Source organism: Arthrobacter sp. FW306-06-A (genome assembly GCF_021870055.1).
Taxonomy (GTDB): domain Bacteria; phylum Actinomycetota; class Actinomycetes; order Actinomycetales; family Micrococcaceae; genus Arthrobacter.
Genome location: NZ_CP084552.1, coordinates 2466164 through 2487738, shown reverse-complemented (window position 1 = coordinate 2487738; position 21575 = coordinate 2466164). Strand labels below are relative to the sequence as shown.

At 65.6% G+C, this 21575-nt stretch carries 24 protein-coding genes and 1 riboswitch; of the genes, 17 read left to right on the top strand and 7 right to left on the bottom strand.

Annotation, left to right across the window (positions count from 1 at the left end; translation table 11 throughout):
- The first annotated feature begins 48 nt into the window (after positions 1-48).
- From LFT49_RS11440 to LFT49_RS11430, 3 genes are read left to right on the top strand one after another with little or no spacing between them, the layout of a single operon-like run.
- Positions 49-558 (top strand): mycothiol transferase, encoded by a 510-nt coding sequence (locus tag LFT49_RS11440; RefSeq protein ID WP_237430512.1) that lies wholly within the window; start codon positions 49-51, stop codon positions 556-558.
- A complete protein-coding gene (locus LFT49_RS11435) occupies positions 551-1486 on the top strand; it encodes a ribonuclease Z (protein WP_237428255.1) in 936 nt (311 codons plus the stop codon). The genes LFT49_RS11440 and LFT49_RS11435 overlap by 8 nt, the downstream gene beginning before the upstream one ends.
- Positions 1483-2952, top strand: coding sequence for a protein adenylyltransferase SelO (locus LFT49_RS11430; RefSeq protein ID WP_237428254.1), 1470 nt, complete (start codon positions 1483-1485; stop codon positions 2950-2952). Before LFT49_RS11435 ends, LFT49_RS11430 begins: the two co-directional genes overlap by 4 nt.
- A 109-nt stretch (positions 2953-3061) precedes the next feature.
- Here LFT49_RS11430 and LFT49_RS11425 read toward each other — a convergent pair whose 3' ends face one another.
- On the bottom strand, positions 3062-3901 hold the full coding sequence (locus LFT49_RS11425) for a C40 family peptidase (RefSeq protein ID WP_236798507.1): 840 nt from the start codon (positions 3899-3901) through the stop codon (positions 3062-3064).
- A gap of 3 nt (positions 3902-3904) precedes the next feature.
- Positions 3905-4075: riboswitch (cyclic di-AMP (ydaO/yuaA leader) on the bottom strand.
- 290 nt (positions 4076-4365) lie between these two features.
- Between LFT49_RS11425 and LFT49_RS11420 the strand changes: the two genes are divergently transcribed.
- Genes LFT49_RS11420 through LFT49_RS11410 form a run of 3 tightly spaced genes read left to right on the top strand, consistent with a single transcriptional unit; the run spans position 4366 to position 5717 of the window.
- Positions 4366-4725 carry a TraR/DksA family transcriptional regulator gene (locus tag LFT49_RS11420; RefSeq protein WP_237428253.1) on the top strand — a complete coding sequence of 120 codons (360 nt, stop codon included), beginning with the start codon at positions 4366-4368 and terminating at the stop codon, positions 4723-4725.
- Positions 4722-5252 carry a DNA alkylation repair protein gene (locus LFT49_RS11415; RefSeq protein WP_237428252.1) on the top strand — a complete coding sequence of 177 codons (531 nt, stop codon included), beginning with the start codon at positions 4722-4724 and terminating at the stop codon, positions 5250-5252. The genes LFT49_RS11420 and LFT49_RS11415 overlap by 4 nt, the downstream gene beginning before the upstream one ends.
- 21 nt (positions 5253-5273) lie before the next feature.
- Positions 5274-5717 (top strand): DUF1810 domain-containing protein, encoded by a 444-nt coding sequence (locus LFT49_RS11410; protein WP_237428251.1) that lies wholly within the window; start codon positions 5274-5276, stop codon positions 5715-5717.
- 37 nt (positions 5718-5754) lie between these two features.
- On the opposite strand, the gene LFT49_RS11405 is transcribed toward LFT49_RS11410, so the two are convergent.
- Both LFT49_RS11405 and LFT49_RS11400 read right to left on the bottom strand, forming a co-directional pair.
- Complete coding sequence (locus LFT49_RS11405) at positions 5755-6648, bottom strand: glucose 1-dehydrogenase (RefSeq protein ID WP_236798503.1); 894 nt, start codon at positions 6646-6648, stop codon at positions 5755-5757.
- A gap of 164 nt (positions 6649-6812) precedes the next feature.
- A complete protein-coding gene (locus LFT49_RS11400) occupies positions 6813-7319 on the bottom strand; it encodes a metallophosphoesterase family protein (protein WP_237428250.1) in 507 nt (168 codons plus the stop codon).
- 72 nt (positions 7320-7391) lie between these two features.
- Between LFT49_RS11400 and LFT49_RS11395 the strand changes: the two genes are divergently transcribed.
- Together LFT49_RS11395 and LFT49_RS11390 are read left to right on the top strand one after the other, a co-directional pair.
- A complete protein-coding gene (locus tag LFT49_RS11395; protein ID WP_142133702.1) occupies positions 7392-7583 on the top strand; it encodes a DUF1918 domain-containing protein in 192 nt (63 codons plus the stop codon).
- A gap of 53 nt (positions 7584-7636) precedes the next feature.
- Positions 7637-8152: an NUDIX domain-containing protein gene (locus tag LFT49_RS11390; protein ID WP_237428249.1), complete on the top strand. Its 516-nt coding sequence runs from the start codon at positions 7637-7639 to the stop codon at positions 8150-8152.
- Between the two features lie 53 nt (positions 8153-8205).
- Here LFT49_RS11390 and LFT49_RS11385 read toward each other — a convergent pair whose 3' ends face one another.
- Positions 8206-8883 (bottom strand): endonuclease/exonuclease/phosphatase family protein, encoded by a 678-nt coding sequence (locus tag LFT49_RS11385; protein ID WP_236798500.1) that lies wholly within the window; start codon positions 8881-8883, stop codon positions 8206-8208.
- Between the two features lie 157 nt (positions 8884-9040).
- On the opposite strand from LFT49_RS11385, the gene LFT49_RS11380 reads away from it, so the two are divergent.
- The 4 genes from LFT49_RS11380 (at position 9041) to LFT49_RS11365 (ending at position 13042) form a co-directional block, all read left to right on the top strand.
- Complete coding sequence (locus LFT49_RS11380; protein ID WP_236798499.1) at positions 9041-9844, top strand: thioesterase family protein; 804 nt, start codon at positions 9041-9043, stop codon at positions 9842-9844.
- 75 nt (positions 9845-9919) lie between these two features.
- Positions 9920-10462 carry a PadR family transcriptional regulator gene (locus LFT49_RS11375; RefSeq protein ID WP_237428248.1) on the top strand — a complete coding sequence of 181 codons (543 nt, stop codon included), beginning with the start codon at positions 9920-9922 and terminating at the stop codon, positions 10460-10462.
- Between the two features lie 8 nt (positions 10463-10470).
- Positions 10471-12186, top strand: a complete 1716-nt coding sequence (locus LFT49_RS11370; RefSeq protein ID WP_237428247.1) for an ABC1 kinase family protein — start codon at positions 10471-10473, stop codon at positions 12184-12186.
- Positions 12187-12292: 106 nt separating this feature from the next.
- Positions 12293-13042, top strand: a complete 750-nt coding sequence (locus LFT49_RS11365) for a lipoate--protein ligase family protein (protein WP_236798497.1) — start codon at positions 12293-12295, stop codon at positions 13040-13042.
- A 46-nt stretch (positions 13043-13088) separates the two neighbouring features.
- Here the strand turns inward: LFT49_RS11365 and LFT49_RS11360 are convergent, their stop codons facing one another.
- Positions 13089-13346 carry a mycoredoxin gene (locus tag LFT49_RS11360; RefSeq protein WP_236798496.1) on the bottom strand — a complete coding sequence of 86 codons (258 nt, stop codon included), beginning with the start codon at positions 13344-13346 and terminating at the stop codon, positions 13089-13091.
- Between the two features lie 150 nt (positions 13347-13496).
- Here LFT49_RS11360 and LFT49_RS11355 point away from each other — a divergent pair, with 150 nt between their 5' ends.
- The gene (locus LFT49_RS11355) at positions 13497-14252 is read left to right on the top strand and encodes an SOS response-associated peptidase (protein WP_236802867.1); all 756 of its coding nucleotides are present in this window, start codon (positions 13497-13499) and stop codon (positions 14250-14252) included.
- A 13-nt stretch (positions 14253-14265) separates the two neighbouring features.
- Here the strand turns inward: LFT49_RS11355 and LFT49_RS11350 are convergent, their stop codons facing one another.
- The gene (locus LFT49_RS11350; RefSeq protein WP_237428246.1) at positions 14266-14688 is read right to left on the bottom strand and encodes a VOC family protein; all 423 of its coding nucleotides are present in this window, start codon (positions 14686-14688) and stop codon (positions 14266-14268) included.
- A gap of 19 nt (positions 14689-14707) precedes the next feature.
- Between LFT49_RS11350 and LFT49_RS11345 the strand changes: the two genes are divergently transcribed.
- The gene (locus tag LFT49_RS11345) at positions 14708-15028 is read left to right on the top strand and encodes a chorismate mutase (RefSeq protein WP_142133710.1); all 321 of its coding nucleotides are present in this window, start codon (positions 14708-14710) and stop codon (positions 15026-15028) included.
- 24 nt (positions 15029-15052) lie between these two features.
- Here the strand turns inward: LFT49_RS11345 and LFT49_RS11340 are convergent, their stop codons facing one another.
- A complete protein-coding gene (locus LFT49_RS11340) occupies positions 15053-15442 on the bottom strand; it encodes a hypothetical protein (protein ID WP_237428245.1) in 390 nt (129 codons plus the stop codon).
- A gap of 131 nt (positions 15443-15573) precedes the next feature.
- Here LFT49_RS11340 and LFT49_RS11335 point away from each other — a divergent pair, with 131 nt between their 5' ends.
- The 3 genes from LFT49_RS11335 (at position 15574) to thrS (ending at position 21575) form a co-directional block, all read left to right on the top strand.
- The gene (locus LFT49_RS11335; protein ID WP_237428244.1) at positions 15574-15924 is read left to right on the top strand and encodes a DUF6504 family protein; all 351 of its coding nucleotides are present in this window, start codon (positions 15574-15576) and stop codon (positions 15922-15924) included.
- A gap of 11 nt (positions 15925-15935) precedes the next feature.
- A complete protein-coding gene (locus LFT49_RS11330) occupies positions 15936-19427 on the top strand; it encodes a DNA polymerase III subunit alpha (RefSeq protein WP_237428243.1) in 3492 nt (1163 codons plus the stop codon).
- Positions 19428-19565: 138 nt separating this feature from the next.
- Complete coding sequence (gene thrS / locus LFT49_RS11325) at positions 19566-21575, top strand: threonine--tRNA ligase (RefSeq protein WP_237428242.1); 2010 nt, start codon at positions 19566-19568, stop codon at positions 21573-21575.

Sequence of the window (21575 nt, the reverse complement as noted above, 5' to 3'; positions counted from 1 at the left end):
GGCCCGCGGGGCCCGGACCGCGGGAAGGAAAGAGATGCACTCCAAAAACTGCTGCTGGAGGCCTTCGACCGGCTTCCTTCACTTGTCCGCCAGGCACTGGAAGGGCTGGACGAGGCGGACCTGCAGCGCCGTCCTGCCGGTAACGGCAATTCCATCGGCTGGCTGATCTGGCATACGGGCCGGGTGGAAGATGCACAGGTGGCCTCCGCCTCCGGGCTGGAGCAGGTTTGGACGGGAGAAGGCTTTGTATCCCGTTTCGGGCTCCCGCTTGCGGAACGGGACACGGGCTACGGCCACTCCAGTGAACAGGTGGACGCAGTCAGGGCGCCCCGCGGGCTCCTGCAGGAATACTACGAGGCGGTCCACCGGCAGACCGCCAAGGTCCTGCAGGGTATTGATGATCCGGACCTGGACCGCGTGGTCGACGAACATTGGGATCCGCCGGTAACCCTCGGAGTGCGGCTGGTCAGCATCCTGGGGGACTGCCTCCAGCACCTCGGCCAGGCAGCATATGCCAAAGGGCTGCACGCGGAGCCGGCAGACGCCCCAAGTGCGTGAACTCGTGGTGCTGGGCACGGCTTCCCAGGTTCCCACCCGCACACGGAACCACAACGGGTACTTCCTGCGCTGGGACGGCGAAGGACTCTTGTTCGACCCCGGCGAGGGCACCCAGCGCCAAATGATCCATGCCGGGGTGGCGGCAAGCCAGATCACCAGGATCTGCCTCACCCACGTGCACGGAGACCACTGCTACGGCCTGCCGGGGGTCCTGTCCCGAATGGCCCTGGACGGTGCTTCACACCCCGTTCACCTTCACTATCCTGCCTCCGGCGAACAGATTGTCCAGGCCCTCGTGGCTGTCAGTTCGCCCGGTATCGACCTGCGGCTCCATCCGCACTCCGGCGCCGGACCCGTGGCGGACGGCCTGGAGATCCGGCCGCTGAGGCACCGCATCGAGACGTACGGATACCTGCTCACCGAGCCTGACGGCCGCACCTTCCTTCCGGAACGGCTCCGGGCGGCAGGAATCGAAGGGCCTGACGTGGGCCGACTGCAGCGCCAAGGCTTCTTCGGCGCAGTCGCGTTGGAGGACGTAAGCGTCCCCAGGCCCGGCCAGCGCTTCGCGTTCATCATGGACACCGCGCCGTGCGCCGGCGCGGAGGAACTGGCCGAGGGCACGGACCTTCTGGTCAGCGAATCGACATTCAGCAACGACGACGGCGGGCTGGCGCACCAGTACTTGCACCTGACCGCCGGGCAGGCAGGGGAGCTGGCGGCGTCCGGAAAGTCCCGGACGCTGGTGCTCACCCATTTTTCCGCACGGTATGGCGACGACATGTCCCTGCTTGCGGAGCAGGCGCAGGCACGTGCTGCAGGGACCACGGTCATCGCAGCCCATGACCTGCAGCGCATAGCCGTGCCTCCGCGGCGGCACCAGGTGCGGGAATCAGCGGACCATTATGACGGCGATAGGGTTAAACCATGACGGCAGCAGCTGAATCCATGGTGGCTTTTGACGGCCGCTTCGCGCGTGAACTGTCGGAACTCGCTGTTCCCTGGCAGGCCGAGGAGGCCCCCAGCCCCGGCCTCCTTGTCCTCAACGAGAAACTGGCGCGTGACTTGGGCCTGGACGCGGAGTACCTGCGCAGTCCCGAAGGCGTGCGGCTCCTGGTGGGAAATCACGTTCCTCCTGGCGCCACACCGGTGGCGCAGGCTTACGCCGGCCACCAGTTCGGCGGATACTCGCCCCTGCTCGGTGACGGGCGGGCGCTTCTGCTGGGCGAGGTCACGGACCGGAGCGGACGACTCCTGGACATCCACCTCAAAGGCTCTGGACGCACGCCTTTCGCCCGCGCGGGGGACGGCAGGGCCGTCGTCGGGCCCATGCTGCGCGAATACCTCGTCAGCGAGGCTATGTACGCCCTGCACATTCCCACCACCAGGGCACTCGCCGTCGTGGGCACGGGCCGCCAGGTCCGGCGCGACGGTATGCTGCCGGGCGCCGTCCTGGCCAGGGTGGCAAGCAGCCACCTGCGCGTGGGCAGCTTCCAATATGCGCGTGCCACCGAGAACCTCGACCTTCTGAAGCGCTTGGCGGACCATGCCATCAGCAGGCACTACCCCCAGGCCGCGGAAGCCGAAAACCCCTACCTGGCACTGTTCGGGTCGGTCGTCTCCGCGCAGGCGGAACTGGTGGCCCGCTGGATGCTGGTGGGATTCGTCCACGGGGTCATGAACACGGACAACATGACCATCTCAGGGGAAACCATCGACTACGGCCCCTGTGCGTTCATGGATGCCTTCAATCCTGCGGCCGTCTACAGTTCAATCGACGTCAGCGGCCGCTACGCCTACGCCAACCAGCCGGTTCTGGCCGAATGGAACCTTGCCCGGCTGGCGGAGGCGATGCTGCCGCTTATCCACGAAGACCAGGAGCAGGCGGTTGCGCCCGCAGTGGAGGTGCTCGGCGGCTTCCGGGGCCACTACAGCAGGGCGTGGACCGGTGGCATGAATGCCAAGCTCGGCCTTGGCAGCCGCGGGGGAAGTGACGAGGAAACCACGTCCGCTTTGGTGGACGGCGCCCTTGCCATCCTGAAGGACGGTCCCGTGGACTACACCCTCTTCTTCCGTAACCTGGGCAAGGCCGCCCGTGGCGACCTTCGTCCGGTGCGCGGCATGGTTCTTGATCTGGCTGCGTTTGATTCCTGGGCGGAGCGGTGGCAGGCACTCGAACCGGACGCGGAGCTGATGGACAACGTCAACCCGGCGTACATTCCCAGGAACCACCTCGTGGAGGAGGCATTGGCCGCTGCCACGGCCGGAGACCTGTCACCCTTGCAGCAGCTTTTGGAGGCAGTCAGTGACCCCTTCACCGAGCGGCCCGGGCTGGAACGCTACGCCGAAGGCGCCCCCGAGGACTTCGGCAACTATATGACCTTCTGCGGGACCTGACGGCTGCGGGGGCAGGCGGCGGATGCGACAGGAGGGCGGCAGCCGGATGACCGGCTGCCGCCCTCCTGTCTAATGCCTGCGCTGTTGGGCGCCTGCGGTGATGCGAAGACTAGGCGACGCGGACCGCTGAGTAGCCGCCGAGCCAGCTGATGGAGTGCACCTGGGTGTCGTAGCCGTTCACGCCACCGCTGACAACCTGGCCGTTGCCGGCGTAAACGCCAACGTGGCCGGAGGTGATGATCAGGTCGCCGGGCGCAGGAGCGCCGACCACGGTGCCGTACTGGAAGAACTGGGTGGGGGCAAGATCGCCAACGGACTTGCCCACCGAGCGCAGCGCCTTCTCAACCATGGCAGTGCAGTCCTGCTTGATGCCCAGCTGGCCGTAGGCGTTTGCCAGGATGGCAGCGCCGGTGCCGCTGCCGGTGGGGGCGGACACGGGGGTGGCCGAGGCGTAGGACATGTTCATGCCGGTGTTGGCCGGAGCGGCGGCTGCGGTCTGCACGGGTGCTGCTGCAGGGGCCGGAGCCGGTGCCGGTGCCGCGGTGTAGCCGGCGGCGGGGATCTGGATCTGGTCGCCCGGGTAGATGATCGAGGACAGGCCCAGTCCGTTGGCGGACAGGACGCTGTTCAGGCTGACGCCATTAGCAGACGCAATGGCACCCAGGGTATCGCCGGAAACTACGGTGTGGACGCTGCCTGCTGCCGCTGCCGGGGCCGCAACAGGTGCGGAGTACGCCTGCACGTTGGTCTTTTCCGTGGTGTCAGGGCCGGTGACACCGGCGTGGGCCGGGGCGCCGACGCCGAAGGCAATGCCGGACGCTGCAGCAACTGCGAGCGCGGGGCGGCCCAGCGAGCGGGCCTGGGACTTGGCTGTCACGGCGAGGCCCTCGAGAACAATGGAGCGGGCCGGAGTTGCGCGGTGACGGGCAGTGGTGGAATTTTTTGACACGGTTGATCGCCTCTCCCATGCCTGCGGGGTGAGCTGTCGGGTTCGGGCTGGAGATACCCGGCCGGAAGCAACCCCGTAATGGACGGAGGCGCTATCGACTTAACCCCAAGGCCACAAGTGGCCGCGGAAACTTGGTTCCCCCGTCCCTGCCAGCTGGAGCGGTTGTATCCCATGATCAGTGGCAGGGCTCGGCATACTGATGGGAATGTCCCGTCTGAGAGGGACACCTGAAGACCATAACCCACATGCGGTGGCATTGTCACATTTGGATAACATACGAGGTTTCCCTCTCGAATTCCGCAAACGTTTGGACGTTACGGCTGTTATCGGTGTCGACCTCGGCTAATAGCCGGGCTTGCAGGACAGGTAACGGCCCGGACACGGACACGGGATGTTTGCCGCGGCTCCATGGAACTGGCCGTTTCCATTCAGGCGCTCCGCGATCCGACCGCTAGGCTGTTTGCATGCCAGATTTCGACCGGTTCCGGGTACTGCTCGAAGAGGAGCGGGCGCGGCGCCTGGAGTTGCTGCCGGCGCTGCGGGCTGACATCCAGGCAGCGAATTCGGCCCGGCAGGACTCCAATGTCGATGACGAGCACGACCCCGAAGGGGCCACGATCGCGTTTGAGCTCTCGCAGGCTTCGGCGCTCCTGAAGCAGAGCTCGGCCGGCCTGGACCAGATTGACGCGGCGCTGGCCCGCCTGGCAGCGGGGACCTATGGAACCTGCGCCGTGTGCGGGGAGCCCATTGCGGAGGGCAGGCTGGAAGCGCGGCCCTGGACACCGTTTTGTATCCGCCACGCCTCGTCCGGTCGGGGACGATGACTGGCCCTGCGGATGTGGTGTCCGCGGCGGCGGAGTTCGTTGACCGGACCCTCCAGAACGAGGGCGCCTGGTACCGGGCGGACGACGTCGGGAACCGGCTTGGCTGGGTGCTGGACTCTTACGGTTCCTCCATCGGAGCGGTGCGCGGCACGGTGCGCGATGCCCTGCGCAAATTCAAGGACCTGGACCACGACACCACGGTGATGCTTGCGTCCACCCTGTGGGGACAGCCCCGGCCCGGCTCCCGCCCCGTGTTTGAGCGCCGGTTGGCGGCCGTGGTGCTGCTGCAGTCACGGGTGCGGCTGCTCAGGCACTCGGACCTGACCCGGCTGGAAGGCTTCCTTCGTTCTGCCCAGGCTGCAGACCTGATCCAGCCCCTCCTGGGCGACGTCCTGGTGCCGCTGCTGTCCGGCCTCGGGGAGCGCGAGCGGCAGCGGGCCAACGCGGTCCTGGCCCGGTGGCGGGACGACCCCGACCCGCAGCTTCAGGCGGCGGCAGCCGCCCTTGAAAAAGATTTGATCCTTTGACCTCGAAACCGGGAGATCCGCATGAATGAGCACTTTGACCTTGACCGTTTTGTTGCCGCGCAAAACAGCGGCGGCACCTATGACCAGGCGCTGGGGGAGCTGCAGGTCGGCAGGAAGTCCGGCCACTGGATGTGGTTCATCTTCCCGCAGATCTCCGGGTTGGGGCAGAGCGCAATGTCCCGCAAATACGCCATCTCCTCACTCGCAGAGGCCCGTGCCTACCTGGATCATGAGGTACTGGGGCCGCGGCTCCTGGAGTGCGCCCTGGTCCTGGCCAACCATGCAGACCAGTCCGCGGAGGACATCTTCGGCGGCATTGATGCCAGGAAGCTGCGGTCGTCCATGACACTGTTTCTCCGGGCGGCACCCGGAGAAACAGTGTTCAAGACTGTCCTGGCCCAGTTCTTCGACGGCGAGCCTGACCCTGCCACCGATGAGATCCTGGCTGGCCACGCCGCTGGCTGACGCCGGGTTGGCGGATCAGCCAGGCCCGGGGAACCGGCTAGGGCGTGGGGCTGCCGCCGTTGACGTTCAGTGTTTCCCCTACCACGTAGCTGGACTCGGGTGAAGCCAGGAAGACGTAGGCGGGTGCCAGCTCCGCGGGCTGTCCTGCCCGGCCCAGGGGAGTCGACTGGCCGAATTCCGGCAGCTGCTCCTTGGGCTGGCCACTGCTGACCTGCAATGGCGTCCAGATGGGACCCGGGGCCACGGCATTCACCCGGATTCCCTTGGGTGCCAGCTGCTGTGCCAGTCCCTTGGTGAAGTTGTTGATGCTGGCCTTGGTGGTGGCGTAGTCCACCAGGGTGGGGGACGGGTTGTACGCCTGGATGGAGGTGGTGTTGATGATGGTTGAGCCGGCCGGCATGTGCGGGACGGCGGCCTTGGTCAACCAGAACATCGCATACACGTTGGTCTTGAGGGTGTGGTCGAACTGCTCGTCGGTGATGTCCTGCAGGTCCTCCTGGGCCACCTGCTTCCCGGCGTTGTTGACCAGGATGTCCACCCCGCCCAGCACGGCAACCGCCGTATCAACGACTTCCCGGCATGTGGCGGAATCCTTGAGGTCGCCCGGCACCTTGACGGCCTTGCGGCCCGCAGCCTCGATGATCCCGGCGATGCGGGAGGCGTCCTCCTCTTCCTGGGGCAGGTAGGAAAGGACGACGTCGGCGCCTTCCCTTGCAAAGGCAATGGCAGTTGCGGCGCCGATGCCTGAGTCCGCGCCGGTCACGATGGCGCGGCGGCCTTCCAGCCGTCCCGTTCCGCGGTACGTTTCTTCGCCCAGGTCAGCCTTGGGCGTCAATTCGGCGTCGAGGCCCGGCTCGGGCTGGTGCTGCTTGGGCGGGGAAATCTTTTCGTAGGCAGTCACGGGATTACGGAAGGTGTACTGGTCAGTCATGGTGGTCCTCCTGTTCGTGCGGACTCGGGCTGGTTCGTCGCCCCGGAAATTGAAGCAGCCTGCGATTAATGGATCACAGCAAGCCAAAAAGCTAAGCATGCTTACGGTTCCCAGCCTAGGCAATGAAACCCCGCCCTGCCAAGCGGTCCTTCGGCGTGGCCGCGTCAGTCCCGCCGTACTTCCACCAGCCTGACCTCCGCCAACCGCCCGCCGTCGACCTTCGCTTCCATGAATGTGCAGGAGGGCTGCCGGCGGCGGTCCGTGGGCGACCCGGGATTCAGCAGCCGCAGCCCGTTCGGCGACGCGGTGTCCCAGGGAATGTGGCTGTGCCCGAACACCAGGACATCGGCTTGCGGATACAACGCTTCGCACCGCAGTTCGCGGCCCTTCGCCTGCCCTGTCTCGTGGACCATCGAAAACCGGACGCCCTCCAAGGTCGCGCTGGCCGTTTCAGGAAGGCGGCGGCGCAGCTCCGCGCCGTCATTGTTCCCATACACGCCCAGCAGACGCCTGCTTCGGCGCTCGAATTCGTCCAGCAGCGCTGCGTCCACCCAGTCACCGGCGTGGAGCACCACATCGGCATTTTCAACGGCCCGCCACACCTGGGCGGGAAGGTCTTTGGCGCGTTTTGGCACGTGGGTATCGGCGATGAGGACAAGGTTCAAGGGCATATCCGCATCCTGCCATGAAGCTCTGTTCCCGCGCCCGCCGCAGTCGTACTCTGGGGCTGGGAGGTGATTGCCATGGAGGCAGCCCAAGGCGACCGCATCGTCGTGCACGGAAGGACCGTAGGGTCCTCGGACCGGCACGGGGTGATCCTGGAAGTCCGCGGCGAAGGCGGAAGCCCGCCCTATGTTGTCCGCTTTGACGACGGGCACGAAACGGTCATGTATCCCGGCGGCGATTTCGCCGTCGACCGCGCACACAACACCTGACCGGCGGTGCAAGCGGGACTGCGCCCCGCCGCTCCACCTGTCAGACTGGACGAATGGACCACTTTCCGTACTCCAGCACGTCATCCACCCCACCGCCCCGCTCCGGTCCGCGCGACCCGGGTGACGCCTGGGTGGAAGGGGACCGGGGCCGGTACTGGGGCAGGTTCGGTGCGGCCGGCGTCCTGGCCTACGACCCTGCCAAGGGGGTGCTCCTGCAGCACCGCGCCGTCTGGAGCCACAACGGGGGAACCTGGGGCCTTCCCGGCGGGGCGCTGCATGAGGGCGAAGAAGCGGTGGACGGCGCGCTCCGCGAGGCCTACGAGGAGGCGGCCGTCCCGTCGGAGAGCGTGGAAGTGCTGTTCACCTCGGTCCTGGACCACGGCTACTGGTCCTATACCACCGTGGTGGTGCGGGTGCTGGAGTCCTTCGAGCCCGTTATCAGCGATCCCGAAAGCATTGCGCTGCTCTGGATCCCGGTAGCCGAGGTGGACGCCCTGGAGCTGCATCCGGGTTTCGCGGCGGCCTGGCCGGAACTGCTGGCGCGGCTGGACTCCGGAGAGTCCTGGTAAACGGGGAGTCCTGGTGAACGGGGAACGCTGCTGAACCCCGGCCTGCGCCGCTGCTAGTAGCCTTCGCCGTACTCGGCCGTCACCAGGATGGGCAGGTGGTCCGAATTGCCGCGCGGCAGCGTCTCCACACTGGCGATGTCCAGGCCCAGTGACGTGGCGAAGTCGAAGTGGCCCTTGAACACCTTGTACCTGGTGTAGGTCCGCCTGTTGCTGAGGGACAGGGCGTATCCGGAGTTCTTCATATGCATGTCAAGGTTCTTGGTGAAGAACGGGTAGTTGAAGTCACCCACCATCAGGGTCATCAGGCCCTTGCCCATGCTCAGCAGCTCGGCGTGCGCTGCGTGGATCTGCTTGCGCCGCAACGAGTTGGAGGCAGTGAGCGGGGCTGCATGGAAGGAGCCGATCACCAGCTCATGCTGGGTTTCGTTGTCCATCACCCTGGTGCCGATCAGCCGCTCATGGGCCGGGGCCAGCACCCTGTCATGCATGGACTTCTTCAACGCGAAGGACTGGGTGTCCAGTGCAGTGAAGCGGCTGGTGCGGTAATAGATGGCCAGGCCCAACCGGTTGCCCTTGGTGGCATCGGCAAGGTGCAGGGGGCCCAGGGTTTCGGGAAGGTCGCTGGCATCCACTTCCTGGAGGCACAGCGCATCGATGTCATGGTTCCGTGCCAGGGCGAGGAGCTCGCCGCTGGCATTGTGCTTGCGGAGGTTGTAGCTGATGACGCGCATGAAACACCTCTTTTGAGGGTTGCTGACAGGACCAGTTCCTTACTCTAGTCCGATTGCCGCCCCCACCCTCCAACATTTCGCCGGCCGTCCCGGCGCGCCGTTCCCGTGAAGGATAGAGTTAGTGGCAATTCACTGAACGTTTCGTAAGGGGCCAGCCTTGACTGCAGACCTGCCCGAACTTGCCGGGGGCAACTTTTACTACCAGGACCTGGGGGAGGGAGCGTTCCGGTCCACCATCCATGCCCAGGGAGCGTGGAATGTCCATGAACAGCACATGGCACCGGCGTCCGGCCTTCTGGCGGACCGGCTGGAACGGCACGAGCCGCGCGAAGACATGCGGATGGCGCGAATCAGCTATGAGATCCTTGGCCTGATCCCGGGCGGTGAGTTCAGGATCGACACCACCACGCTGCGGCCCGGCAGGACAATCGAACTTGTGCAGGCCGAGCTGGTAGCAGGCGGCAGGACGGCGATCCGCGCCACCGGGTGGCGGATGCTGACCAGTGACACGGGTGAGGTGGCCGCCGTCGAGGACGCCGCCATACCCGGCCCTGACGAATGCAAGCCCTATGACGGCTCAGCCGTCTGGCCCGGCGGTTACATCCGGTCCCTGGAAATGCGGGTCGCCGAAGGACACCGGCCGGGCGCAGGGAAAGTGTGGCTGCGCACGGAACATCCACTCACCGACCGCGCCGACAGCGGGGATTTCGCACGGCTGATGGGGATGGTGGACACCGCTAACGGCATCGCCGCCCGGGTCCCACCGGGCAAGGACAGCTACGCGTTTCCCAATCTGGACCTGCAGATCCACATGTACCGCAGGCCCGAGGGGGAGTGGCTGGGGCTGGACAACGCTGTGTCGTTCGGCCGCGACGGGATCGGCCTCACATCCACCGTGCTGCACGACCGGCAGGGTCCCTTCGGCCGCGCGGAACAGATCCTGACGCTTCGCAGGACGTGACCTGCCCAGCTATGGTGCCCGCCTGTATCGCTGAGTATCGTTGTATATCGTTCGCGATTGACAAAGGAGTTCATCATGCGTTCGTCATACCCTGCAGGCGGATTCGGTCCCGGTAATTTCGATGGGATGTGGCAGGCCGTCGAAGAGCTGAGGTCGCGGTTCGAAAAGCGGACGGGAACCCGTGCCGGGAAAGGCGAGGTGCGGGCGGCGGTCCTGGCCCTGCTCGCGGAGCGGCCCATGCACGGTTACCAGATCATCCGTGAAATCGAGGAGCGCAGCGGCGGCAGCTGGAAGCCCAGCGCAGGTTCTGTCTATCCCACCCTGCAGCTGCTGGCCGATGAAGGAACAATCAGCGCCGAGGAATCCAACGGCCGGAAGATCTACTCGCTTACCGAAGCTGGGCGCGAGGAGGTGGCGGCCCGCCACGGTGCTGCGCCCTGGGATCCTGCAGGTCCCCAATCCGGAACCGCAATTGCTTCGCTCCCCAAAGCCGGCATCGAGCTGGCCCAGGCGGCAGCCCAGGTGGCCCGGACCGGATCGCCGGAGCAGGTGCAGCAGGCCGTAGCAGCGCTGGACGAGGCCCGGCGCCGGCTCTACGCCATCCTCGCCCAGGACTGACCCGGGTGGTGGCGTCGACCGTCCAGGACAAAGCCGCAGACCCCTCGCTGCCCGTGCGCGAGCACCGGGGGCGCTACCGGCGGATCCTGCGCTTCGCCGCCTGGAACCTCGCCGCCACGTGGTGGTTCGAACTGTTCCTGCCGAGGATCGGGCTGGGACGGATCTCCACGCGCACCCGCTCCAGGCGGATGCGACGCTTCGCGCAGCGGTTCCACGACCTGGCCGTGGAACTTGGGGGACTAATGATCAAGGTGGGCCAGTTCCTGTCCTCCCGGCTCGATGTCCTTCCACCGGAGATCACCAAGGAGTTGGAGGGGCTGCAGGACGAAGTGCCGCCGGTCGCGTTCCCGGCCATCTCTGCCCTGGCGGCACAGGAACTGGGGACACCGCTGGCAGGTGTTTTCGCGTCCGTGGACCAAACGCCCATCGCCGCTGCATCCCTGGGCCAGGCCCACCGGGCCCGCCTCAATGACGTTGACGCGGGGGACACCGGGCTCGACGCCGTGGTTTTGAAAGTGCAGCGCCCGGGTATCGGAGCCATCGTGGACGTCGACCTCGCCGCCCTCCGCAAGGTGGCCGGCTGGCTCAGCCACATCCGGCTCGTATCCCGCAGGGCCGACATGCCGGCCCTGGTGGAGGAATTCGCCCAGACCAGCCTCCTGGAAATCGACTACCTGCACGAGGCCGTGAATGCAGAGCGTTTCGCCGCCGATTTCGCCGGCGATGACCGCGTGGAGGTTCCTGGCGTGGTGTGGGAGCGGACCACCCGCCGCGTGCTGACCCTCGAGGACGTCACGGCCATCAAGATCACCGACGTCCGGGCGCTCCGCGCCGCCGGCATCGACCCCGCCGAGGTTGCGCCGGTGTTCGCCTCCATCATGTTCGACCAGCTCTTCACCAACGGCTTCTTCCACGCCGACCCGCACCCGGGAAACATCTTCGTCACCCCGGTCCCGCCAGGCACCGGGGAGCATCCCTGGAAGCTGACCTTCATCGACTTCGGCATGATGGGGGAAGTAACAGCCTCAACCCGCAGCGGGCTGCGGAAGCTGCTCATCGCGGCGGCCGCGCGCGACGGCAAAGGACTTGTGGCGGCCATCAACGACGTGGGCGTCCTGATGCCGTCAGCGGACAGCGTGGGCCTGGAACGGGCCATGACGCAGCTCTTTGCCCGTTTCGGCGGCATGGGGTTTGCCGAACTGCGTGAGGTGGACCCGCGGGAGTTCCGGGACTTCGCCGTGGAGTTCGGTGACGTGGTCCGCTCGCTGCCGTTCCAGCTGCCGGAGAACTTCCTGCTGATCATCCGTGCCATGTCCCTGACGTCGGGGGTGTGCAGTGCCCTCGACGAGCGGTTCAACCTGTGGGACTCGGTGGAACCCTACGCAGCACAGCTGCTGCGGGACGAGCGCGGCAACGTGGTGCAGGATGTGGCCCGGCAGGCCATCGATGCCGCCGCCGTGGCCTTCCGCCTGCCAGGCCGGCTTGACGCGTTGGCCGGCCGGCTCGAAGAGGGATCACTGGAGGTGGCCGTTCCCCGGCTGGAGCGGCAGGGGGCCCGGCTGGAAAGGGCCGTGCGCCGCTCGGCCTCCGCCGTGGTCTTCGGCGCCGTGCTGATCGCCGGCGCCATCGCCCGCGCCGACGACCTGGTACTGGGCAACGTGCTGATGGCAGCATCGGCAGTTCCACTGCTGCACGCACTGTGGGTGGGGCGCCGGGGGCGTTAAGTCGCGTGCCGCCGTCGGGCGTACCCTAGGGATGGCCCGTCCGGCCGCTGCCAATGAACCTGTCGCCACCAATACCCGTCGACGCCAAAGCCCAGGGAGCTTCGCCATGCACCATACCGCTACCGGACTCCGCCCGCTCACCGTGGTGCGGCAGGACGTGTCCCTCGGCGCGGGCCGCGACCTCGAATTTGGCCTGGAACTGTTGGCCAGGGCCAGGAGTGGCGGGATAGGGCCCACCCTGCGGCTGTACCGACCAGCTCCCACTGTGGCGTTCGGGCAGCGGGACACCCGGCTGCCGGGTTTCGACGCGGCCGCCCGCGCCTGCCGGGAGAACGGCTTTGAGCCCCTGGTCCGCAGGGCAGGCGGACGCGCTGCCGCATACCACCAGGGCACGCTGGTGGTGGACCATATCGAACCGGATGCGGATGCCGTCGCGGGCTCCAAGGCACGGTTCGGCTACTTCGGCGAACTCTTTGCGACGGCCTTGCGCAGCGTGGGGGTGCAGGCGGCTGTGGGCGAGATCCCGGGGGAGTACTGCCCCGGTGAGTTCAGCGTGCACGGCACCGACCCGCAGGACAGCTCGCGGCGGCTGAAGCTGGTGGGGACTGCCCAGCGGGTGGTCTCCGGCGGGTGGCTGTTCAGCTCCGTGATTGTGGTGGAGGACTCAGCCCCTATCCGTAAGGTCCTCACGGACAGCTACGCGGCGCTGGGCCTGGACTGGGACCCTGCCACCGCCGGTGCAGCCAATGACCTGGTCCCCGGCCTGGACGTGGCAGCCGTTGAGCAGGCCCTGCTGGAAACGTATGCGGGCCATGCCGTCCTGGAATCTGCTTCATTCAGCAGCCTGGGGGCATGACCCGCAAACAGTGGTGCGGCCGGCGCCGCATGGGATGGTGGCCGGATCAGGCGGCCAGGCGGCTCTTGACCTCGGCAGCCGACGGGTTGGTGGCTGCGGTGCCGTCCGGGAAGAGGACGGTGGGAACGGTCCGGTTGCCGCCGTTCAGCTGCTCCACGAGCTCGGCGGTACCCTCCACCTCTTCGATGTTGATTTCGTTGTAGCCGATGCCCTGCGCATCGAGCTGCTTCTTCAGCCGGTTGCAGTAGCCGCACCAGGTGGTGGAAAACATGGTGATGGTGCCGGATTCGGGAGTGAAGTCCACAGGGAGCTCCTATACGTCGCTTGGAAGGTTTCCTTACATTCAACCGTAGCGCGGCGGCCGGTATTCCCCGGTACGGCATTGCGTGGGCGGGGCTGGATGACAGTTTGTGGCGGGCGGTGGCAAGGTGGTGCCATGTGTGGACGCTACGTAATGGCCCGTGCCGTGGGGGACCTCCTGGCTGAGTTCGACGCCGAGCTGGAGGACGAGGTGAGCGTTCCGCCGTCGTGGAATGTAGCTCCCACCGACGCCGTCCCCATCGTGCTGGAGCGCCTGAAGGAGGACAACGCCGGGCCCAGGCAGGTGCGCCAGCTGCACGTGGCACGCTGGGGCCTGGTCCCGTCCTGGGCGAAGGACCTGAAAATCGGGTCCAGCATGATCAATGCCCGCAGCGAATCGGTGCTGGAGAAACCGGCATTCCGGAAAGCCGTAAAGTCACGGCGCTGCGCAGTCCCGGCGGACGGCTACTACGAATGGAAGCAGGGCCCCGGGAAGTCCAAGCAGCCGTATTACGTGCACCCGGTCCAGGGCAATGGGCTGGTTTTCGCCGGCCTCTACGAATGGTGGAAGGACCTGTCCGTGCCTGTAGGGCAGCCGGGGCGGTGGCTGCTGTCCACGTCCATCCTCACCGCTGACACGCCTCCGCCGGGGACGGAATCCACCATCTTTGGGAAGCTGGCGGAACTGCACGACAGGGTGCCCCTGCCCATGGACAAGGCCACGATGGAAGCCTGGCTGGACCCCCGGGCCGATGACGCAGCCGGGCTGGTGGACCTGGTGCGGTCACGGGTCAAGGATGCCGCCGCTGACTGGCAGGTGGATTCGGTGGGCAAGGACGTGGGCAATGTCCGGAACAACGGCCCGGAACTGATCCGCCCGGCGGAGGCACTGTTCCAGCAGCCCCTCTGAAGGTGCCCGGCCTTCACACCGTGACGGTGCCGGCGTCGTCCACTGCCCAGGTGGGGTTGTAGGCCACTTCCCAGCGGAAGCCGTCGGGGTCGGCGAAGTAGCCCGTGTAGCCGCCCCAGGGCTGGGTGACCGGCTCGGCGATGATGGCAGCGCCCGCCCCCGCCGCCTCCTCCAGGACCCTGTCCACATCCGCCGGGCTTTCCACGTTGTGGCTGAGGGTGATGCAGGGGATGCCAGTCGGCGGATTGGTGCCGGCTTCGGCCTGCATCTGGCGTGCGTCCCACAGGGAGAGCACCAGGCCGTGGTTCACCTGGATGAACAGCACCTCCCCTGCAACCTCCCGGTGGACCGGCCAGCCAAGGCCGTCAATATAGAAGGCGCGTGAATCCGCAACGTTGCGGACACCGAGGGAGATAAAGTCGACTCTGGGCTCCATGCTTCGATACTGTCAGACGATGGCGACAATTCAAGGAAACGATAGGGATGCCCGGGCCGACAAGGAACAGCTCGCGGCGGTCCGGATTGCCGTTGACGAGGTGGATGAGCAGATTGTCACCCTCATCGCCCGCCGTGAACGGCTGATCAGGATCGCCGGAACCCTCAAGGGTGATGACGCCGAGGTGCGCGCCCCGGGCCGGGTGGAGCGCATTATCGAGCACGTGCGCTCAGCGGCTGAGAAAAAGGACATTGACCCTGACATTGTGGAGTCAACGTACCGGGCCATGATCTCCGCGTTCATCGAACTTGAACTGCGGATCCACAAAGAAAACAGCTGACTTTAAAGTGTTGGTGGAGGTGGCCTACAGGGCCTCCTCCACCGGAACGCCGTGCTGGAACTCCCGTCCGTCCGCCTCGCTGAAGGCGGAAATGACGTGCCCCTGTCCCAGCCCGTTGAGGGCTGACAGGGGAAAGCTCCCGGTAATGGTGTTATCCGAGTGGGACACCCCGGACAGGTCGTAATCCTCCTCGACGCCCTGGTCCCGGTTGAACGAGTAGCAGGCGATTGCCTTCCCGTTCATGAACTCAATGCACAGCCGCCGCTGGAATGAATAGTCCGGCGAGGCCCCCATCAACCCCACCACGTAGGCGCCGGATTCCGGAATGGCGCCGTCGATATCGAACGTGGCAAGGATCGTGGAATCCTGGGCCTTGATGCTTGCCTGCTTGAGGAGTGCGTCATCGGTACTCATGCCAACATCCTGCTCCCTGCCGCACGCTCCGTCCACCCCCGCCTATGTTTTGCTCCCGACGCGGCGTAGACTGGCATTATTCGAATACATGTTCGAATAACGATTCCAGTTTTACCGTCCGGGGAGGCGCCATGGGCATGTTCAGCGAGTCCGTTGACGTGGTGTGCTCCGCTGCAGGCCAACCGGAATCCCTCACCTGGGCAGGAAAGTCTTACGCAGTCTGTGCCGAACCTGTCCGGTGGTTTGAACGCCGTCAATGGTGGGCGGAGGACGCCAGGGCTCCCTTGGGAAGCGGGCAGGGCGTGGTGGACCATGAAATCTGGCGCATCCAGGTGCTGCCCGTCCGGAAGCCATCCTGTTCCGGGGAATCCGGAGAATCTGACGGCACAGAACCCCTCACCCTTGACCTGTCCCGCCACATCCGCAGCGGCCGGTGGCGGCTGCTGCGGATCCATGACGCACTGCGCCCCAGAACTGCTTGAAACAGAACAGCATGAGCTTCACCCACCTTCACGTGTCCACAGCATTCAGCGCCCACTACGGCGTCTCCTGGCCGGAGGAACTGGCCGTGGCAGCCGCCGCTGACGGGGCCACTGCCCTGGCCTGCACCGACAGGGACGGCCTGTACGGCACCATCAAGCACCTCAAGGCCTGCATGGCAGCCGGCATCGATCCCATCGTCGGAGTGGATTTGGCAGTCTTTGACGACGACGGCGATCACCGCACGCAGGTATCCGGCAGGGTGGTGGTGCTGGCCAGGGGCAACAACAACGGAGCCGGATACCGTGCGCTCTGCCGGCTGGTCTCCGACGCCCACGCCAGGACTTCCGGGAAAGCCGGGGGAGCAGTGCCCGCGGCAGTCACCCGCGCCGAACTCGCCTCCCGCACCTTGGACCCCCAAACCCTCAAACCCGTGCTGACCGTCCTGCTCGGCCCCGACTCCGACGTCGGAAGGTCCATGGGCGGGCGTCGCTACCTGCGCCCCCGGACCTTGTTCAAGCAATGGATCGATGCCATGCCCGCGGGAACGGTCGTAGCGGAAATCGTCTCCCAGCTCAGCGCCCCGGGTACCCCGTTCAGCACGGCCCATGCTGTCCGCATGCTCAGGCTTGCCGAGGAACACCATGTACCCGCCATCCTCACCAATTCCGTCCGCTACTGCGCCGCCGATGGAGCCCCCACTGCCGACGTCCTGGACTCAGCCAGGACCCTGAAGTCCCTGCCGGAACTGGCAGGGGAGCCGCTCCTGCAGCCAACCGGACAGGGGTGGCTGAAATCCGGGGAGCAGATGCTAGCCCTGGGAAAGGAGATCATTTCCGCTGCCGGTTATGGCGCCGCGGACCTCAAACAGCTGATGGCCCAGACCGAGGCGCTCGCCGACCTCTGCAGGATTGACCCCACCGCCGATATGGGGTGGAAGCAGCCGGTGGTCCCGGAAGCATCAGTCATTGGCATCAACCAGGATCCGCACGCCGAACTTCTCCAGCGCTGCCATGCAGGAATCGGGAGGCGGTTCCCCGGTGTCAGCGGCAAGGCTGAGAAGGACATGCTGCTTCGGCTAGACCATGAACTCAGGATCATCAGCAACCTCGGTTTCTCCTCCTACTTCCTGACAGTGGCGGAGGTGTCGCGGATGATCCAGGACATGGGGGTCAGGGCGGCCGCCAGGGGGTCGGGAGCCTCCAGCCTGGTCAACTACCTGATTGACGTCAGCCATGTGAATCCCCTCCAGCACGACCTCATTTTCGAACGGTTCCTTTCCAACGACCGCGCCACCCTTCCGGACATCGACATCGACGTCGAAAGCGCAGAACGGCACAACGTCTACCGGCGGATCTTCGAACGGTTCGGGTCCGAGCGGGTCACCCTCATGAGTATGCAGAACGGGTACCGGGCACGGGGGGCAGTGCGCGACGCCGGGCTGGCGCTGGGGATGGACGACGGCGAGGTGGGGGAGATCGCCAAGCAGCTGTGGCGGTTCTCGGCGCGCAAGTTCCGTGAGGCGCTGCAGGAGAAGCCCGAGCTGCGGGAGTTTGCCGGCAGGGTTGAACAGCGCGATGCCGATGGCAACCAGCAGCTTGACCTGCTGGTGGACCTGACCGAACGCCTGGACCGGCTTCCCCGCCACATCTCAATGCACCCGTGCGGCGTGATCCTGGGCGATGCAACGCTCCTGGACCGCACCCCGGTCCAGCCAAGCGGGCTTGGCCTGCCCATGAGCCAATTCGACAAACACGACATGGACCCCATGGGCATGCTCAAACTCGATGTCCTGGGTGTCCGCATGCAAAGCGCCATGGCTTTCGCTGTCAGGGAGATCATTCGCATCCACCCCACCAAGAAGGAAGTGGTGGCAGCGGGCCGGCACCCACTGGGACCTGACGGCACCGGGCCGGACTACATTGCCGGAGATGGCCGAATCGACCTGAACGCCGTCCCCCTGGACGATGAACCAACCTACGAACTGATCAGGAGCACGCACACCCTGGGCTGCTTCCAGATTGAATCCCCCGGGCAGCGGGAACTGATCGGCAAGATGGCGCCCCGTGAATTCAACGACCTCATCATTGATATCTCCCTGTTCCGCCCAGGACCGATGAAATCAGATATGGTGCGGCCCTTCCTGGAACACCGCCACGGTTTTGCCCCTGAGGTGTATCCGCACCCGGACCTCAAACCCGTGCTGCAGGAAACCCACGGGGTCACGGTCTTCCACGAACAGATCCTGAAAACCCTCAACATCATGACCGGTTGCGGGCTTGCCAAGGCCGACGAGTTCCGCAGGGCGTTGAGCAACGAGGTCGGGGAAGCGCAGGTAGAGGAATACTTCCGGCGCCACGCCAAGGCCAGGGGATATACCCCCAAGGTAGTGGAAAAGGTATGGGGGACGTTAAAGTCCTTTGCCAGTTTCGGCTTCTGCAAAGCCCATGGCGCTGCTTTCGCCGTTCCCACCTACCAGTCCGCCTGGCTGAAGGCACACCATCCCGAAGCCTTCCTGGCGGGCCTGTGGGAGCACGATCCCGGAATGTATCCCAAACGGCTTTTGGTTTCCGAAGCCCGGCGGCTGGGCATCCCCATCCTTCCCCTGGACATCAACAGGAGCAAAGCCGAATACAGGGTGGAGCGGATCGAATCCGGCAAGGACACCGGAAAGCTGGGAATCCGGCTCAGCCTGAACGGGATCTACGGACTGTCTGCGGCCGAATTGAAACGGATCGTCGCCGGACAGCCCTATGACTCGCTGGCCGACCTCCGGGCGCGCTCGCGGCTCAGCAAGCCCAGCATCCGGCGCCTGGCCCAGCTGGGTGCCTTCGATTCCCTGCATCGGGAAGCAGGTGGCCCGGCCAACCGCGCGGACCTGGTGCACCATCTGCAGCAGCTCCAAACCGCCAACGGAACGCGCAAAGGCCTGGAGGTGCTGGAAGGGCAGCTGGCACTTCCCCTGGGCGACATCGAACTGCGGAACATCAAGCCGGGGCTTCCCGCCCCCACCCTGGTGGAAAACGTCAGGGCAGAACTGGACCTTATGGCCGTCGATGTCAGCACCCACCTGATGGACAGCCACCGGCCGCTGCTGAAAAAGCTGGGCGTCACCACAGCGGATAAGCTCCTCAGCCTGCGCAACGGCACTGAAGTGCTGGTGGCAGGAGTGCGCGTGGCCACCCAAACGCCACCCATGCGCGGCGGCAGGAGGGTGGTGTTCATCAGCATTGACGACGGCACCGGCTGCGTGGATTCTGTCTTCTTCCACGAAGCCCAGGAAAGCGCCGGCCCGCTCCTGTTCGGCACCCGCCTGCTGCTGATCCGCGGCACCACCCGCAGGACCGGACCCCGGGGCATCAGCATCAGCGCGAGCATGGCGTGGGACCTGAGCCGGACGGACACCTTGCCCTTCCCGGAAAACACGACGGCGGGCGGCGGGGACGTGCCCCATCCCCTGGATGGCATCATCAGGACACTGGCGATCACCGGTTTCAACGGGTGAGCCTGCAGTTTTTGTCCGCTGCACCTGCCGTGCGCCGCGTTGGTCGGCCCTGACCGGAACCGATAGCATTGACGGTGGCTGGCTGTGGTCCCCGTATGCCACAAGCTATGAAGCCTCAACTTTGAATAGGAGACACCCGTGTCAGATGCCCAGCAGATCACCCTTCTCGTCGATGGCGAAGAGACCAAGGTGACTACCGGGACAACCGGTGCGGAACTCTTCTTTGAGCGCCGTGACGTTGTCGTTGCCCGCGTTAACGGCGAACTGAAGGACCTGGACCAGGAACTTCCCGAAGGCGCCGAGGTGGAGGGTGTCACCATTGATTCCCCCGACGGCATGAACGTCCTGCGCCACTCCACGGCCCACGTCATGGCCCAGGCCGTGCAGCAGCTGCGTCCCGACGCCAAGCTCGGCATCGGCCCCTACATCACCGACGGCTTCTACTTCGACTTCGACGTTGCCGAGCCGTTCACCCCCGAGGACCTCAAAACCCTCGAAAAGATGATGCAGAAGATCATCAACCAGAACCAGAAGTTTGTCCGCCGCGTCGTCACCGAGGACCAGGCACGCGAAGCGATGAAAAACGAGCCCTACAAGCTCGAACTGCTGGGCAGGAAGAACGACGCCGCCGAGGCCGGGGAAGGCGTAAACGTCGAGGTCGGTGCCGGCGACATCACCATCTACGACAACGTAGAACGCAAGGAAGGCACCACCGTCTGGTGCGACCTCTGCCGCGGCCCGCATCTGCCCAATACCAAGCTCATCTCCAACGCCTTCGCCCTGACCCGCTCGTCGTCGGCCTACTGGCTGGGCAACCAGAAGAACCAGCAGCTGCAGCGCATCTACGGCACCGCCTGGCCCACAAAGGAAGCGCTGAAGGCCTACCAGGAACGCATCGCCGAGGCCGAACGCCGCGACCACCGCAAGCTGGGCTCCGAACTGGACCTGTTTTCCTTCCCTGACGAACTGGGCTCCGGCCTGCCCGTCTTCCATCCCAAGGGCGGCATCATCCGCAAGGAGATGGAGGACTACTCCCGCCAGCGCCACGTCGAGGCCGGCTACGAGTTCGTCTACACCCCGCACATCACCAAGGGGCACCTGTACGAAGTCTCAGGCCACCTGGACTGGTACAAGGACGGCATGTTCCCCGCCATGCACGTGGACGCCGAACTCAACGAGGACGGCACCGTCCGCAAGCCCGGCCAGGATTACTACCTGAAGCCGATGAACTGCCCCATGCACAACCTCATCTTCCGCTCCCGCGGCCGCTCCTACCGTGAACTGCCACTGCGGCTGTTCGAATTCGGTTCGGTCTACCGGTACGAGAAGTCCGGTGTGGTGCACGGCCTCACCCGCGTCCGGGGCATGACACAGGACGACGCCCACATCTACTGCACCCGCGAGCAGATGAAGGACGAACTTACCAAGACCCTCAACTTCGTCCTGGACCTGCTCAAGGACTACGGCCTGAACGACTTCTACCTGGAACTGTCCACCAAGGACCCGGAAAAGTACGTCGGGGACGACGCCACCTGGGAAGAAGCCACCAGGACCCTTTCCGAGGTGGCCCAGGAGTCCGGACTGGAGCTTGTGCCGGACCCGGGTGGAGCTGCGTTCTACGGTCCCAAGATTTCCGTGCAGGCCAAGGACGCGCTGGGCCGCACCTGGCAGATGTCCACCATCCAGCTGGACTTCAACCTGCCGGAACGCTTCGAGCTGGAATTCCAGGCCGCCGACGGCAGCCGCCAGCGCCCCGTGATGATCCACCGCGCGCTGTTCGGCTCCGTGGAGCGCTTCATGGGCGTCCTCACCGAGCACTACGCCGGTGCGTTCCCCGCATGGCTGGCGCCGGTCCAGGTGGTGGGCATTCCGGTCGCCGAAGCGTTCAACGAGTACATGTTCGACGTCGTCGATCAGCTTAAGGCAGCGGGTATCCGTGCCGAGGTGGACACGTCCTCCGACCGGTTCCCCAAGAAGATCCGTACCGCCAGCAAGGACAAGATCCCGTTCGTGCTCATTGCCGGCGGCGACGACGCGGAAGCAGGCGCGGTGTCGTTCCGCTTCCGTGACGGAAGCCAGGACAACGGGGTGCCGGTGGAGGAAGCCGTCAAACGGATCACCGACGCCGTCCGCAACCGGACCAGCTAG